Source organism: Actinoplanes sp. NPDC089786 (genome assembly GCF_040684855.1).
GTDB lineage: Bacteria > Actinomycetota > Actinomycetes > Mycobacteriales > Micromonosporaceae > Actinoplanes.
Map to the genome: position 1 here is coordinate 97,833 of NZ_JBFBGU010000001.1, position 13,638 is coordinate 111,470.

The window sequence follows — 13,638 nt, forward strand, 5'->3', positions numbered from 1 at the left end:
CCAAGAGCCAAGGAGATGGCAGGTTCTTTCCTCAGCCCACAGAACGCCGTAATGGCGCGGACCGCTCCTGACGCTCCCCAGAGCGCCCACCGCACCGTGGGGGTCTGGGGGGTCGCCCCCAGGCTGGCATGCGAAAAGCCCCCGTCCGCGCACTCTGCGGACAGGGGCAACCCAGCTTTGAGCGGGTGACGGGAATCGAACCCGCACTGTCAGCTTGGGAAGCTGATGTTCTGCCATTGAACTACACCCGCGTGGCACAGCCCCGTCACTGTACCCGATCAGGTTGCGACCAGCGAGAGCCCTAAGTGGCCGGCCGGGTCATGCCACTTCTGGGTGATCGGAGGCACCCGGGTGGCGAACGGCAGGGCGCCGGCCGTGCCGTGGCGGCGGAGCATGGCGGTGTCGACGGACAGCTCGAACAGCCGCCAATCGATCACCGGCGACGCGTGGAGGGCGCCGGCCAGGCGGTCGATGACGAGCGGGTCGTCGACCGGGGTGGCGACGCCGCTGATCATGGCTTCGTCGTCGTTCTCCTCGGGCGGGTAGGAGTGCAGCGCGTACCGACCGTCGCGCTGGAGGTCGCGGCGTTTCGGCGAGTCGACGACGAAGCAGTAGAGCCCGTCGTCGGTGATCACCGGTGACACCGGGTGGACGCGGGGCGCCCCGTCGGGTCGCACGGTGGCGAGGTAGCCGAGGCCGGGACCGTACTGTTGCAGCAGCATGCGCACGCCGGCGGCCAGGGCGGGCGCGGCCGCGGCGAAGGTGGACCAGGTTGCCATCGCCCGATCATATCGAACACACGTACGAAAGAACCACCGAAGTATGGTGTTGCGATGCTGCTCTCCGACCGTGACCTGGTCTCTGAGATCAAGTCGGACAATCTCTCGCTCGAGCCGTTCGCGCCGGAGCTGATGCAGCCGTCCAGCATCGACGTGCGCCTGGACCGCTTCTTCCGGGTCTTCAACAACCACCTCTACACGCACATCGACCCGTCCGTGCAGCAGGACGACCTGACCGCGCTGGTCGAGGTCGGCGACGGCGAGCCGTTCGTGCTGCATCCGGGCGAGTTCGTGCTGGCGTCCACGCTCGAGGTCATCACGCTGGGCGACCAGCTGGCCGGCCGCCTGGAGGGCAAGAGCAGCCTGGGCCGCCTGGGCCTGCTCACGCACAGCACCGCCGGCTTCATCGACCCCGGCTTCTCCGGCCACGTCACGCTGGAGCTGTCCAACGTGGCCACCCTGCCGATCAAGCTGTGGCCCGGCATGAAGATCGGCCAGCTCTGCATCTTCCGCCTGTCGAGCCCCGCCGAGCATCCTTACGGCTCGGCCGTCTACGGCAGCCGCTATCAGGGCCAACGCGGCCCCACCCCCAGCCGCTCGGCGCAGAAGTTCCGCACCTGGCCGACCAGCTGAAAGATCAAGACCCTGATGTCGTAGCCGGGCGGGTGGTGCAGACCGTCGCTCCCGCCGAGGCCGGGCGCGCGGCTCCAAGGCCGTGACCGGCCAGAACAGAGCCGCGCCCCCTTCATTCTGCGTAAGTGGTCACCCTTCAAGATGAACCCAGACGCCTCTGGCAAGACCTCGACGCCTGACGTCTCCCCCTACGACAAATGCCGCTCGCCCGCATCCGTAGGACGCGGGCGAGCGGGTCTAGGTGTCGATGGGCGCGCCGTCGGTGGCGTACGGGAAGCCGCTGAGACCGGCCGGCTCGGCCAGGGAGGAGCCCCAGCCGCCGTGCGGGGCGTCGTTGTGGTTGGTGACCGTGACCGGGACCGTGGCCGAGTAGGTGCCGTCGTCCTGGCGGGTCAGGGTGACCGCGTCGGGCGCGGCGATGGTCAGGCTCTGGGCCGCGGCGGGTGTGTAGGCGACCGGCTTGCTCACCGAGCCGGTCGACGACCGGAACAGGGCCGTGAACTCGGTGGTCACGCCGGCGATGGAGACGCTGCCGGAGGTGGCCGACTGGCGGGCGAACGGCTTCGGCGCGGCCGGCGACTCGAAGGTGATCGTGACCCGGCGGGTGGCGCCCGGCGGGATCGCGCGGTCGAGGCCACAGCCGACCTCGTAGCGCCGGTCGGGCAGCGTGTTGATGCCGCAGACCCCGTTGCCGACGTCGCGGACCGTGCGGGCCAGCGGCTCGACCACGGTGATGCCGTCGTCGTACGGCTGGTCGGTGTTGTTGGTGATGGTCACCCGGAGCGCGCCGGCGTAGCCGTGGTCGGCGGGGCTGAGGATCAGGCGGTTGAGCGTGAAGGTCACGCCGGCGGCGGTCGGTGCGGCCTGGGCCGCGACCCCGCCGGTGAGCAGGAGGGAACTGGCGGCGAGCGCGATCGCGCCCGCGCGCATCAGGGTGCGCATGGGTTGGTGGTTCCTCTCATCGATTCCCCGTACGGCCGGAGCAAGCCGCCCCGGCCCATCGATTGCGATCACCATCCTAGCCCGAGGGCGCCGTCAAGGCGTTACCTGGTAACGGTTTCGGCCCGCGGCGGCGGCCAGCAGAACGACCGGCGGCACGCCGATGACGACCAGTCTGAGCACCATCGCGGGGAGGCTCGTCCAGCCGTCCGCCATATACACCAGACCCACGAACAGGGTGTCGAGACAGTACAGTCCCACGGCCATGGACACGCGCTCGTCCACCGCCAGCCACAGCAGCGCGCCCATGACCACCCCGACGTTCGCACCGCCCTGCAGGATGCCGCTGACCGCCGGGAACACCTCGGAAAAGAGCTGGTTGCCGAGAACCAGGACGACCGGGAGCAGCGGCAGATACCTCAGGACGCCGGATGCCCGGCCGGGCCGGAACCATCGCAACGGGATCAGCAGCAGGATCGCGAACGGGTAGCCCCACAGTCCCCAGAGCGCGATGCCGAAGGCCGGCCAGAAGGCGGAGGCCGCCAGCGTGAGCAGCGCCCCGAGAGCGGACAGCAGATAGCGGCCGCGAAGGGCACACGCCAGCGCGGCCAGCCCGAGGGCCGCCACGGCCAGGTTGCCGGCTGTCTCGGCCGACGACAGGAACGGTTGGACGACGTAGACGGCCCGGCTGACGACGCCGGCGGCCAGGAGCATCAGGGCGGCCGCGCGGACGGCGGTGAGCCAGTCCTGCCGCGGGGACACGTCGTCGTGCGCGGCATGCGCCCGGAGCGCGCCGAGGAGCAGGGCACGAACCTCGCGCAGGCGGAACGGGGATTGGAGCAGCGCGTCGAGCATCTCGGGGCCACGGGCGGCCCGGTGGGCGGCGGGGTAGAGGCGGATCAGCCGGGCGTACCGTCGCTCGATCTTGCTCATGCCGGCCGCACGCGGAACTCGGTGACCACGCGCGCCGCCGACGCCAGCTGCGACGCCTCAGCCTGCAGGGCCGCGCGGCCGGTCGGGGTGAGCGCGTAGTAGCGCCGCGCCCGCCCGTTGACGGTCTCCTCCTTGACCACCTGGAGGTACGCCTCGGTGGTGAGCCGGTCGAGCGCCGTGTAGAGCGTGCCGGTCGCCAGCCGCACCCGCCCGCGGGACAGCAGTTCGGCCTGCTTGATGATCGCGTAGCCATGCCGTGGCTCGTCCTGGAGCGCGGCGAGGATGAAGTACGTCGGTTCCCGCATGCCCCGACTATATATGTCGGTCAACTACCTATCTAGCGAGAACCGCGCCGAGTTGGCGGGGTACGCGCCACAGCCGGCGAATCGCCCCAGTTCGTCCACAGTGGCCACGGCGCCCGGCAGCCACCCCGCGACCGCCCACGCCCACGGATAACCGAGCGCCGGCTCACCCACGGCCACCGGCACCGGGATCGACAGCGGCAGATGCGGCGCCAGCCGGGGCAGCCACTCCATCTCCTTGCGGGCCTGCCCGATCGCCCCGGTGTGCCGCGGGAAGCGCACCGACAGCTCATCACCCAGCCGGTAGATCACGTGGTCCGAGCCGGCCTGCTCCCAGCGCCTCAGCGGCCGGCCCGCCCACGCCGGGAACTGGTTGTCCACAAGCTGCCGGGCCAGGTGGGGCTCAACCTCTAGGGTGGCGTCATGGGCGCGCTGAGACCGTGGCATCTCCTCATCATGCTGTTCTGCCTGATCGTCGTCGCCGGCGGTGCGACCGCGCTGGTGGCGATCATCCGGGCCACCAACAAGAAGAAAGACCGTTAGGCGCTGATCGTCAGGAAGACGTTGTCGATGCGGCCGGCGAACTGGTCGTTGCCACGGTTGGCGCCCTTGCCACCGATGCGCAGCGGTTCCGCGTTGGCGATCGAGAGATTCGCGGGCACGGGTACGGCGGCGCGCTCGGCGCCGTCCACGATGATGGCGAGCCGCTCCCGGCTGCGGGCACAGGTGAGCTGGTGCCAGGTGCCGTCCGCGACGTCGAGTGACGGCTCGGCCCGGTAGATCCGCGAGCGGCTGGCGATCACGCAGCTCGGATGCCCCTGCCGGTGGTCGACCTGGAGCTTGAACTGGCTGACTCCGCCGACCGAATAGCCCTTCTGGACGACGTTCGCGCCGTCGGCCAGGTCGGCGTGCGTCATCAGCACCGACGCTCCGTACTCGAGCGGCCTGGTCCCGGGGTTGAGCGTGTCGTCCCGGTCGCCTTCGAGGATGGCGCGCGGACAGTCCCGTTCCCGCGGCATCGTGCAGCGGTCCGGATATTCGACGGCCAGGCCGAGACCCTGCGGCACCAGGCTGAGCCGGCCGCCGTTCTGGGCGACCGCCCGCAGCTCGTGGCCGCCGTGCGCGTCCAGGATCGGCTTGTCGACGCCGCCGTCGAAGGTGTAGCGCACACCGACCGGCTGATCGGCGACCATGACCCGGCCGTCGTCCTTGGGCTCGGAGAGGATCGTGCTCGGGGTGATCACGCCGGCCGAAGGTGGCGGCATCAGGGCCTGCATGGGCGCGGGGTCGCGCAGCGGCATCGCCTCGGCGCGGGACAGGTGCACGGCGCCGATCACGCCCGCTCCGAGAACCAGCGCTGCGATGACCGCGCCGGCCAGGCGGCGGGTGTGAGACATGCGGTTATTGTCCGGATCGCCGAATTCGTCCTTCACGCAGGGTCCGATTTAGTGAGCGGAACGAAACCGGCGCCTCCGGCGTTGCCGATTGTCGTGACCCTCGCCTTCGCTGTCCTCGGCGACTCCATCGCCTACGGTCTGGGCGCGTCGCGCACGGCCGACACGGTCGGCGCACGCCTCGCCGCCCAGCTGACCGAGGCCGGCATCCTCGTCGACACCCGGGTGTTCGCCGTGTCCGGCGCCGACAGCCGAGGCCTGGCCGCCCAGGTCAAGCAGGCGACGGCCTGGCGCCCCGGCCTCGCGCTGATCATCATCGGCGCCAACGACCTCACCCACTTCGTCCCCGCCCAGCAGGCGGCCCTCTTGCTCGGCAACGCCGTGCGAACCCTGCGCAAGGCCGGCGCCGAGGTGGTCGTGGCCCCCGCACCCGACCTCAGCGTGGTCCCCTGGTGCCCGCCGCAGATGCGCCCGACCGTCCAGGCCGCGAGCCACCTCCTCCGCCAGGAGCAGGCCAGCGCCGCGACCGCGGCCGGCGCCCGCATCGCCGACATCACCGCCACCTCGGCCACAGCCTTCACCACCGACCCGACAGCCATGTTCAGCGCCGACCGCTTCCACCCGTCCAGCGCCGGCTACGCCGTCATCACGGCCGCCCTGTCAGCCACCATCCACGAGGCCGCGTCAGCCGCGAACACCGACCGCTAAGACCCGTTCCGGCCGGGTTGCGCCAGCAGATTCCTCCAGTGGGACGTCACGATGACCTGTGCGCCAGCTCGGATCGCGGCAGGCCAAAGGCGTCGTTGACCGACTACAACGGCCACCCGTTCAGTCCAGAACCATGTCTTGATTCAGGCGGCGATCTCTCCGGCGTCGAGCAGGCCGATCAGGCCGGGACGTGACACGTTCACGAGGCCGGCGGCCTGCTGAGTGGTGAGTTCGGCCTTCGACGGAACCACGAAGACGCTCTGACCGCCGGCCATGTGCGCCGGGATGCGGGCAAGGAGTTGTGGTCCGTCAGGACCCGAGAAAAGCGGGTCAGGCGGCGGGCGTTGTCGCGTGGGCGGGTTCGCCGACCACGGCGTGCAGGACGTCGTCGAGGGTCACCACGCCCAAGGGGCGGCGGCCGTCGCTGACCAGGAGGATGTGGCGGCGGTCGCGGCGCATGGTGAGGAGGAGGTCGGCCAGGGTTCGGTCCGGTGGGATCACGGCCAGGGGACGGATGATCTCGGCCGGGATCGGGAGGGCGCGCTGGCTGTCGGCGTACCCGAGGATGTCTTTGATGTGGACGAAGCCGAGCACGCGCCTCGTCTCGTGCTGGACCACCGGGAAGCGGGAGCGGCCGCTGTTGGTGGCGACCGTCTCGAGCTCGGCCGGTGTCACGGCGTCGGTGACCGTGGTGACGCGGGCCCACGGGCGGAGGGTGTCGGCGGCGGTGCGGTCGTTGAGGCCCAGCGCGGCGTGGATGCGTGCGTACTGTTCGGTGCCGAGCAGGCCCTCGGTGCGGGCCTGGGTGACCATGCCGGCGAGTTCCTCGGCCGTGAAGACCGTCTTGACCGCGTCGGTGGCCTCGATCTTCCACAGGCTGAGCACGTGCCGGGCCAGCCAGCGCATCGCGGTCAGGACCGGCTTGGTGGCGATGCAGAAGGCCAGCATGAACGGGCCGAGGACGAGCGCCGAGCGTTCCGGGCCGGCCAGCGTGATGTTCTTCGGGACCATCTCGCCGACCACGGTGTGCAGGAACACCACCACGCCCAGCGCGAGCACGAAGGCGACCGGGTGCACGAACCGGGAGGACAGGCCGGCCGCCTCGAACGGGCCCTCGATCAGATGCGCCAGGGCCGGCTCGGAGATGGCGCCCAGGCCGAGCGAGCAGATCGTGATGCCGAGCTGGGCGCCGGCGATCATCAGCGGGATCTGGTTCATCGCGGCCAGGGCCCATTGGGCGCGCTTGGCCGGGAGCAGCGGTTCGAGGGCGGTACGCCGGGACGCGATCAGCGCGAACTCGCCGCCGACGAACAGCGCGTTGCCCAGCAGCAGAAGGACGGTGACCAGCAGCTCAAGCATCGATCGGCTCCACCGGGGCGACCATCCGGACCTGTTCGATGCGGTGCCGGTCGACCTGCGTCACGGTGAACTCCCAGCCGTCCTCGGTGAGCGACTCCCCCGGCACCGGGATGTGGCCGAGGCGGGCCAGCAGAAAACCCGCGAGCGTCTCGTACGGGCCCTCGGGCAGCGCGAACCCGGTCAGCTCCAGCAGCTCGTCCTCGCGCAGCAGCCCGTCGACCAGGAACGTCTTCTCGCCACTGGGCGCGGTCAGCACCTGGGTGGCCGTCTCGGGCAGGTCCAGGTCGTACTCGTCGGAGATCTCCCCGACCAGCTCCTCGATCAGGTCCTCGACGGTGACCACGCCGTCCGTGCCGCCGTACTCGTCGACCACGATGGCCAGATCGGCGTCGGCCGCGCGCAGGGCGGCGAGCACCTTGTCCAGGTCGAGGCTCTCCGGCACGTAGACCGGTTCCCGGGCGATCGACGAGACGGCCGTAGTGGCCCGCCGGGCCGGTTCGACGCCGAGCGCCTCCGGCACCGCCGCCACCCCGGTGACCAGGTCGAGCGTGCTCTCGTACACCGGAAAGCGGGTGTGGCCGGTCTCGCGCGAGAGCGCGAGCAGGTCGGCGACGCTGGCCGTCACCTTGAGCCCGACCACGTCGACGCGCGGGGTCATGGCCCGGGCCGCGCGCTTCTCGCCGAACCGGATGGTCCGGCGCAGCAGCGTAGCCGTCTCGGTCGGCAGGGCGCCGGCCCGGGCGCTGATCGCGGCGAGCAGGCCCAGTTCCTCGGGGCTGCGGGCGCTGGCCAGCTCTTCCTGAGGTTCGATGCCGAGGCGGCGGACCAACCAGTTCGCCGAGCCGTTGAGCGCGGCGATCGGCAGCCGGAAGAGACGCGCGAAGGCTCGCAGCGGCATCACCGCGACGAGCGCGGCCCGCATCGGGCGGGCCAGCGCCGCGTTCTTGGGTACGAGTTCCCCGAACAGCATCGAGACCAGCGTGGCCAGCACCAGGGACAGCACATGGGTCACGGTCTCGGTGGCGCCCCCGGTGATCGGCTCGATCACCGGCCGGAAGACCCGGGACAGCGCCGGCTCGGCCAGGTAGCCGGTGAGCACCGTCGTGATGGTGATGCCGAGCTGCGCGCCGGACAACTGGAACGACAATTCGTGCAGAGCGTGACGGACCGTACGCGCGCGGCGGTCGCCGGCGTTGGCCCGCTTCTCGATCTCGGCCCGGTCCACCGTGACCAGGCCGAACTCGGCGACCACGAAGAACGCATTGCCCGCCGTGAGCAGCACAAACGCCGCCAAGGGGAGCACCGCGGTCAGGAGCAGGCCGTCCATGATCGGTTCACCTCGGCCCTCATTGTGCCGGACCGCGGCAGCACACCGAAGGGTCGCGTCCCGGCAGGTGATCTGGCCCTGGCCGGGAGGCGCCTCCTGATCGTTCAGCGAGGGCGGCGCTCCCGAGCCCTCCGGCGCAGCGCCATGCCGCCCATGACCAGCCCGCCGCCGATCGCGATCAGCAGGGAGACCGCGGCGCCGGTGATCGGCAGCTGCCCGCCACCACCACCCGCGACCGGGGCCGGCGACGCCATCCCGAGTGGCGTGGCCGCCACGGGCTCCGCGGTGGCCATGCCGCCGGTGGTCATCGTGCTCACGAAGACCAGATACTCGGCGTCGTTGGTCAGGCTGCTGATCGTGCAGCCGGTGCTCGTCGAGTCGCCCGGCGAGCAGGAGCCGAACCCACCCTCCTCGGTGAACGCGACGGCCTGGCTGCCGCGCACCGGCCCGAGTCCGAGCTCGTCCGACGAGGTCCAGTCGACGCCGATCTCCGCGTCCCGCGCCTGAGTGTCCACGTCGCGCGGCGCACCGGGCCTCAGCAGCGTCGCGGTCGGTCGGAGCCGGTCGGTCGTGGTGCCGTCGCCGAGCTGACCGCCCGCGTTGTCACCCCAGCAGTACGCGTTCCCCGCGACGTCCATGCCGCAGGCGTGGCGCTCGCCCATCGAGATCCCGAAGAGCAGCCCGCCGGTCGCGCCGAAGACGTATTCGTAGAGGCTGGAGCCGGTGAGCCCGCTCTGGTCGAGCTTGGCCGGTTCGGCCCGGTCGGTGTGGTCACCGGTCCCGAGCTGGCCCTCGGTGTTGTCACCCCAGCACCACCCCTGACCGTCCTCGATCACCGCGCAGGTGCTGTCGCCGCCGGCGGTGACCATCCACGCGGCCTCCAGCCCGGTGTCGACCGGCAGGTTCTGGGCTGCCTGCGCGGGATCGTCACCGAGCTGGCCGTGCCCGTCCGCGCCCCAGCACCAGACGCGCTCGTCATACGTCACCGCGCAGGTGTGCCGGGCGCCGACCTCGATCTGGCCCAGCTCGTCGTCGGAGCCGAGCGGAGCGGTGTCCACCGAGGTCGGCGTGGCCACCGGGGTCGCGCCCGCGGTGCCGTCGCCGACCTGGCCGTCGGAGTTGGAGCCCCAGCACCACGCCGCCCCCGCGTCGTCGAGGGCGCAGGTGGTGTCGCCGCCCGCGGCGACGTCGGCCAGGTCATCCAGACCGGGCACGGCCTGCGGCGTCGTCACCGGCACACCGGCGGCGCCCTGGCCGAGCTGACCGGCGTCGTCCCGTCCCCAGCAGACCAGGCTCCGGTCGACCAGGATCGCGCAGGTGTGGTCGGCGCCGGCCGCCACCTGGAGCACGCCGCCGCGCACCTTGACCGGCGCCGGACGCGCGGTCGTGGTGCCGTCGCCGACCTGCCCGTAGGTGTTGTCGCCCCAGCAGTAGAGGTCACCGCCGACGTCGCTGTCGTCGAACAACTCCAGCACGCACTGATGCGCGCCCCCGGCCGTTACCGGGCCGGCCGAGTTCGCCAGCGCGTTGGTCGGCGCCTCGGGCTCGGCGTTCCCGGCGCCCCAGCACCACAGCTCCAGGAAGCCCGCGGCGCAGGACACGTCGCCGCCGGCCGCGATCGGCTGGCCACCGGGGTCGCCGTCGTCGAAGTCGGCGACGCCGGCCTTCTTCGTCTTGTACAGCTGCTGCTGCAACGTCAGCGCCTTGGCCAGGATCGACGGGTCGTCCGGCGGAGCGGCGTGTACGGGTGCGGCTGTGGCCGGTACGAGGAGCGCGATCGCCGCCGCGGCAACGATCCGCCACCGGCGGCTGGTCGTGAGCATCAGCATCAGGCAAGCACACGCGTCACCCCTCGGGGGGCGGTTTCGGCAGACTGCAGGGGTGTCTGACGTGCGGGAAGAGCTCGACCGGCTGTGGCGGAGTGAGGCCGGCGGCGTGCTCGGCGTGCTGGCCCGCCGGCTCGGCGACCTGGACCGGCCCGAGGAGGCTCTGCAGGACGCGGTGGCCGAGGCGCTGCGGCGGTGGCCGGCGGACGCCGATGGGACATCTCGCTGGTCAAGTCCGCGCTGTCCCGGCTGGCCCGGGCCGCCGCGCTCGACCAGCCCGGTCCGTACCAGCTCGAAGCGGCCATCGCGGCACAGCACTCGCTGGCGCCGTCCTACCAGGCGACCGACTGGGCCGCGGTGCGCCGGCTCTACGACGCCCTCATGATCATGAAGCCGTCACCGGTCGCGCGGCTGAGCCGGGCCGTGGCGACCAGCCACGTCGACGGGCCGGAGGCCGCGCTGGCCGAGGTGGACGGGCTCGAGAAGGACCTGTCCGGATATCGGCTGTGGCACGCGACCCGGGCCGACCTGCTGAGCCGGCTCGGGCGCGATCCCACGGCCAACCTGCGGCGGGCGCTCGCGCTGGCCACCGACCCAGCCGAACGCGAGCTCCTGGCCCGAAGGCTGGCTAGCGTTCCATGACCGGGCGGACCTCGATCTTGTCGCCCACCCGGATGCCCGGCCAGCCACCGGCCACGGCCACCGCCTCGTCGATGTCGTCGGCCACGATGTGGATGAAGCCGCCGACGACCTCCTTGATCTCCAGGTAGGGGCCGTCGGTCACGGTCGGGGTGCCGTCAGCGCCGGTGGCGGACGTACCGCATGATGTGGATCCTCCGGTCTTGACGTGTGTTTGACCGAATGACGATCGGCGTGGGCGGCGACTCGACGCCCGGCTCACACTTCTTGCTTCAGCGACCTCAGCAGCACGGTGGCCACGTCCACCACCTCGACATTCTCCTGCTCACCCTTGCCGGTGACCCCGTCGCCGATCATCGTGTAGCAGAACGGGCAGCCGACCGCGATGGTCTTGGCCCCGGTGGCCAGGGCCTCCTCGGTGCGCTCGACGTTGATCCGCTTGCCGATCTTCTCCTCCATCCACATGCGGGCACCGCCGGCGCCGCAGCAGAAGGAGCGTTCCTTGGTGCGGGGCATCTCGATCACCTCGGCCGCCGCGCCCAGAACCTCGCGGGGGGCGTCGAAGACCCGGTTGTGCCGGCCCAGGTAGCAGGGGTCGTGGTAGGTGACGTCGCCCGCGATCGGCTGGACCGGGGTGAGCTTGCCCTCCTTGACCAGGTGGGCGAGCAACTGGGTGTGGTGCACGACCTCGACCTTCAGGCCGAGTTGCTCGTACTCGTTGCCCAGGGTGTTGAAACAGTGCGGGCAGGTGGCGACGATCTTCTTGACGTTCGCCTCCTGCAGCGTCTCGACGTTCTGCTGGGCGAGCATCTGGAAGACGAACTCGTTGCCGATGCGGCGCGCCGGGTCGCCCGTACACGTCTCGCCCTCGCCGAGGATCGCGTAGTTGACGCCGGCCTCGTGCAGCAGCGTGGCCACCGCCCGGGTGGTCTTCTTGGCCCGGTCCTCGAAGGCGCCCGCGCAGCCGACCCAGAACAGGTAGTCGAAGTCCTCGGTCTCGCCGACCCGCGGCACCTCGAAGTCCAGACCCTTGGTCCAGTCTTCCCGGGTGTTCTGCGGCGCGCCCCACGGGTTGCCCTTGTTCTCCAGGTTGCGCAGCATGACGCCGGCCTCGGCCGGGAAGCTCGACTCGATCAGCACCTGGTAGCGGCGCATGTCCACGATGTGGTCGACGTGCTCGATGTCGACCGGGCACTGCTCGACGCAGGCGCCGCAGGTGGTGCACGACCAGAGCACGTCGGGGTCGATGACGCCCTGCTCGTCCTCGGTGCCGATCAGCGGGCGGTTGCCCTCGGCCAGCGCCAGCACGTCCATGTGGGCGAACTGGGCCTCGGTCGCCTTCTCCTCGCCGGTGAGGTCTTTGCCGCCACCGGCCAGAAGATAGGGCGCTTTCGCGTACGCGTGATCTCGCAAGCTCGTGATCAACAGTTTCGGCGACAGCGGCTTGGCCGTGTTCCAGGCCGGACACTGCGACTGGCAGCGGCCACACTCGGTGCAGGTGGAGAAGTCGAGCAGGCCCTTCCAGGTGAACTGCTCGACCTGGGCCACGCCGAACTGGTCCTTCTCGGGGTCGGCCTCCTCGAAGTCGAGTGGCTTGCCCTCGCTCATCATCGGCCGCAGCGCGCCCAGGCCGGAGCCGGCGGGCTTCTCGGGCGCACGCTTGAAGAAGATGTTGAAGAAGGCCAGGAACCGGTGCCAGGCCACGCCCATCGTCACGTTCAACGCGATCGTGATCAGCCAGGCCATCGAGATGTAGATCTTGACCAGCGCGACCCAGGTGGCGCCGTTCTCCCAGTTCGGCAGCGCGGCGCCGATGGCGTGGCTGACCGGGGCGGCCCAGACCGGGTATTCGAAATGTCCGGTGGCCACCTTGAAACCGCGGATCAGGAACCCACAGACGAGTACGGCCACAATGATCGCCTCGACGAAGTAGCCCTGCCACATCGCCGAACCGGTGAACCGGCTCCGCTTCTTGGCCCGGTCGGCCTGCCGCCGGTAGATCAGGTAGAGGATGCCGACCATGCCGAGGACGCCGATCCACTCGGTGACCAGGCCGAACACCGTCCAGTGCCCGATGATCGGCAGCCCCCGGTCGGGGTCGGCCACCTCGAAGTACGCCTCGAGCACCAGCAGCGACAGCACGACGAACGCCACCATCACGAACCAGTGCGCCGCCCCGACCGCGCCCCACTTGAGCATGCGGGTGTGGCCGGCGATCTCCACCAGCATCGTCCTGGTGCGGGTGCCCTTGTCGGTGGTGCGGGCCGGGTCGGGTTTACCGAGCCGGATCACCGACGTCATCTGCAGGACGGCCCGCACGGCGAGGACGACGGCGACCACGGTGACCGCGGCGGCCAGCACGGAGGCGATGATCTGAGCAGTGCCCATGGCGATATGTTACCCGTCAGTAAGGTTCGCGCATCCCTGGGGTTCCCACGATAAACGCACCCCTAGTGCAAAAACACCGGGGTGCGTTTCCGATCTTGTGGACGTTAAAGGTCGCTTAGCGCCAACGGGCCAGGATCGCCAGCGACGCCACCATCGCGCCGAAGCCCACCGCGAGGTTCCAGTAGCGCCAGGCCTCGACCGGGTACTGCTGCTCGGAGAGGTAATACACCACCAGCCACGCGATGCCGACCACGATCAGCGTGACCGCGGTAGCCGGCAGCCACACCGGGCTCGGCTTCTTGTTGTTGGCATTGACCGCCGGACGAACATCCGTCGGCGGCGTGTAGACCTTCTTCTTGCGAACCTGTGACTTCGGCACGGTGCTCTCCTGAGGGCAACAAGTGGTGAACA

Annotated in this window: 16 protein-coding genes and 1 tRNA gene; 3 read left to right on the forward strand and 14 right to left on the reverse strand. The window is 70.5% G+C overall.

Annotated features, from left to right (window positions below):
* Positions 1 to 180: 180 nt before the first annotated feature.
* Positions 181 to 251 (reverse strand) — tRNA-Gly (locus AB0O15_RS00490).
* Between the two features lie 27 nt (positions 252 to 278).
* A complete protein-coding gene (locus AB0O15_RS00495; RefSeq protein ID WP_364312050.1) occupies positions 279 to 779 on the reverse strand; it encodes a pyridoxamine 5'-phosphate oxidase family protein in 501 nt (166 codons plus the stop codon).
* Between the two features lie 54 nt (positions 780 to 833).
* Between AB0O15_RS00495 and dcd the strand changes: the two genes are divergently transcribed.
* Positions 834 to 1,412, forward strand: a complete 579-nt coding sequence (dcd, locus tag AB0O15_RS00500) for a dCTP deaminase (protein ID WP_364312053.1) — start codon at positions 834 to 836, stop codon at positions 1,410 to 1,412.
* Between the two features lie 237 nt (positions 1,413 to 1,649).
* On the opposite strand, the gene AB0O15_RS00505 is transcribed toward dcd, so the two are convergent.
* The 5 genes from AB0O15_RS00505 to AB0O15_RS00525 all read right to left on the reverse strand — a co-directional run bounded on the left by AB0O15_RS00505 (position 1,650) and on the right by AB0O15_RS00525 (position 4,983).
* The gene (locus AB0O15_RS00505) at positions 1,650 to 2,354 is read right to left on the reverse strand and encodes a hypothetical protein (protein ID WP_364312056.1); all 705 of its coding nucleotides are present in this window, start codon (positions 2,352 to 2,354) and stop codon (positions 1,650 to 1,652) included.
* A 93-nt stretch (positions 2,355 to 2,447) separates the two neighbouring features.
* Entirely contained in the window at positions 2,448 to 3,284 is an 837-nt protein-coding gene (locus AB0O15_RS00510; protein ID WP_364312059.1) for a hypothetical protein, read from the reverse strand.
* Entirely contained in the window at positions 3,281 to 3,589 is a 309-nt protein-coding gene (locus AB0O15_RS00515; protein WP_364312061.1) for a PadR family transcriptional regulator, read from the reverse strand. Before AB0O15_RS00515 ends, AB0O15_RS00510 begins: the two co-directional genes overlap by 4 nt.
* A 24-nt stretch (positions 3,590 to 3,613) precedes the next feature.
* Complete coding sequence (locus tag AB0O15_RS00520) at positions 3,614 to 4,033, reverse strand: phosphotransferase (protein WP_364312064.1); 420 nt, start codon at positions 4,031 to 4,033, stop codon at positions 3,614 to 3,616.
* A gap of 92 nt (positions 4,034 to 4,125) precedes the next feature.
* Positions 4,126 to 4,983 (reverse strand): LamG-like jellyroll fold domain-containing protein, encoded by an 858-nt coding sequence (locus AB0O15_RS00525; protein WP_364312067.1) that lies wholly within the window; start codon positions 4,981 to 4,983, stop codon positions 4,126 to 4,128.
* Between the two features lie 93 nt (positions 4,984 to 5,076).
* On the opposite strand from AB0O15_RS00525, the gene AB0O15_RS00530 reads away from it, so the two are divergent.
* Positions 5,077 to 5,688, forward strand: a complete 612-nt coding sequence (locus AB0O15_RS00530) for a GDSL-type esterase/lipase family protein (RefSeq protein WP_364312069.1) — start codon at positions 5,077 to 5,079, stop codon at positions 5,686 to 5,688.
* A 143-nt stretch (positions 5,689 to 5,831) separates the two neighbouring features.
* On the opposite strand, the gene AB0O15_RS00535 is transcribed toward AB0O15_RS00530, so the two are convergent.
* From AB0O15_RS00535 to AB0O15_RS00550, 4 genes are all read right to left on the reverse strand, one after another.
* Entirely contained in the window at positions 5,832 to 5,963 is a 132-nt protein-coding gene (locus AB0O15_RS00535; protein WP_364312072.1) for a hypothetical protein, read from the reverse strand.
* A 55-nt stretch (positions 5,964 to 6,018) separates the two neighbouring features.
* Entirely contained in the window at positions 6,019 to 7,047 is a 1,029-nt protein-coding gene (locus AB0O15_RS00540; protein ID WP_364312074.1) for a hemolysin family protein, read from the reverse strand.
* Positions 7,040 to 8,374, reverse strand: a complete 1,335-nt coding sequence (locus AB0O15_RS00545) for a hemolysin family protein (protein ID WP_364312077.1) — start codon at positions 8,372 to 8,374, stop codon at positions 7,040 to 7,042. The genes AB0O15_RS00540 and AB0O15_RS00545 overlap by 8 nt, the downstream gene beginning before the upstream one ends.
* A gap of 104 nt (positions 8,375 to 8,478) precedes the next feature.
* A complete protein-coding gene (locus AB0O15_RS00550) occupies positions 8,479 to 10,203 on the reverse strand; it encodes a hypothetical protein (RefSeq protein ID WP_364312080.1) in 1,725 nt (574 codons plus the stop codon).
* 192 nt (positions 10,204 to 10,395) lie between these two features.
* Here AB0O15_RS00550 and AB0O15_RS00555 point away from each other — a divergent pair, with 192 nt between their 5' ends.
* Positions 10,396 to 10,842 carry a hypothetical protein gene (locus AB0O15_RS00555; protein WP_364312082.1) on the forward strand — a complete coding sequence of 149 codons (447 nt, stop codon included), beginning with the start codon at positions 10,396 to 10,398 and terminating at the stop codon, positions 10,840 to 10,842.
* Here the strand turns inward: AB0O15_RS00555 and AB0O15_RS00560 are convergent.
* The 3 genes from AB0O15_RS00560 to AB0O15_RS00570 all read right to left on the reverse strand — a co-directional run bounded on the left by AB0O15_RS00560 (position 10,829) and on the right by AB0O15_RS00570 (position 13,606).
* Positions 10,829 to 10,984 (reverse strand): YciI family protein, encoded by a 156-nt coding sequence (locus AB0O15_RS00560; RefSeq protein ID WP_364312084.1) that lies wholly within the window; start codon positions 10,982 to 10,984, stop codon positions 10,829 to 10,831. The two genes, AB0O15_RS00555 and AB0O15_RS00560, sit on opposite strands and share 14 nt — an antisense overlap.
* A 113-nt stretch (positions 10,985 to 11,097) precedes the next feature.
* Positions 11,098 to 13,227, reverse strand: coding sequence for a heterodisulfide reductase-related iron-sulfur binding cluster (locus tag AB0O15_RS00565; RefSeq protein WP_364312087.1), 2,130 nt, complete (start codon positions 13,225 to 13,227; stop codon positions 11,098 to 11,100).
* Positions 13,228 to 13,342: 115 nt separating this feature from the next.
* Positions 13,343 to 13,606, reverse strand: a complete 264-nt coding sequence (locus AB0O15_RS00570) for a cell division protein CrgA (protein ID WP_364312090.1) — start codon at positions 13,604 to 13,606, stop codon at positions 13,343 to 13,345.
* Between the last annotated feature and the right edge of the window lie 32 nt (positions 13,607 to 13,638).

Coding starts and splice junctions, on each gene's coding strand:
- AB0O15_RS00545 (WP_364312077.1), bottom strand. CDS start 8,374: ATGGACGGCCTGCTCCTGACCGCGGTGCTCCCCTTGGCGGCGTTTGTG.
- AB0O15_RS00515 (WP_364312061.1), bottom strand. CDS start 3,589: ATGCGGGAACCGACGTACTTCATCCTCGCCGCGCTCCAGGACGAGCCA.
- AB0O15_RS00505 (WP_364312056.1), bottom strand. CDS start 2,354: ATGCGCACCCTGATGCGCGCGGGCGCGATCGCGCTCGCCGCCAGTTCC.
- AB0O15_RS00520 (WP_364312064.1), bottom strand. CDS start 4,033: ATGCCACGGTCTCAGCGCGCCCATGACGCCACCCTAGAGGTTGAGCCC.
- AB0O15_RS00550 (WP_364312080.1), bottom strand. CDS start 10,203: ATGCTGATGCTCACGACCAGCCGCCGGTGGCGGATCGTTGCCGCGGCG.
- AB0O15_RS00535 (WP_364312072.1), bottom strand. CDS start 5,963: ATGGCCGGCGGTCAGAGCGTCTTCGTGGTTCCGTCGAAGGCCGAACTC.
- AB0O15_RS00495 (WP_364312050.1), bottom strand. CDS start 779: ATGGCAACCTGGTCCACCTTCGCCGCGGCCGCGCCCGCCCTGGCCGCC.
- AB0O15_RS00565 (WP_364312087.1), bottom strand. CDS start 13,227: ATGGGCACTGCTCAGATCATCGCCTCCGTGCTGGCCGCCGCGGTCACC.
- AB0O15_RS00525 (WP_364312067.1), bottom strand. CDS start 4,983: ATGTCTCACACCCGCCGCCTGGCCGGCGCGGTCATCGCAGCGCTGGTT.
- AB0O15_RS00540 (WP_364312074.1), bottom strand. CDS start 7,047: ATGCTTGAGCTGCTGGTCACCGTCCTTCTGCTGCTGGGCAACGCGCTG.
- dcd (WP_364312053.1), top strand. CDS start 834: ATGCTGCTCTCCGACCGTGACCTGGTCTCTGAGATCAAGTCGGACAAT.
- AB0O15_RS00510 (WP_364312059.1), bottom strand. CDS start 3,284: ATGAGCAAGATCGAGCGACGGTACGCCCGGCTGATCCGCCTCTACCCC.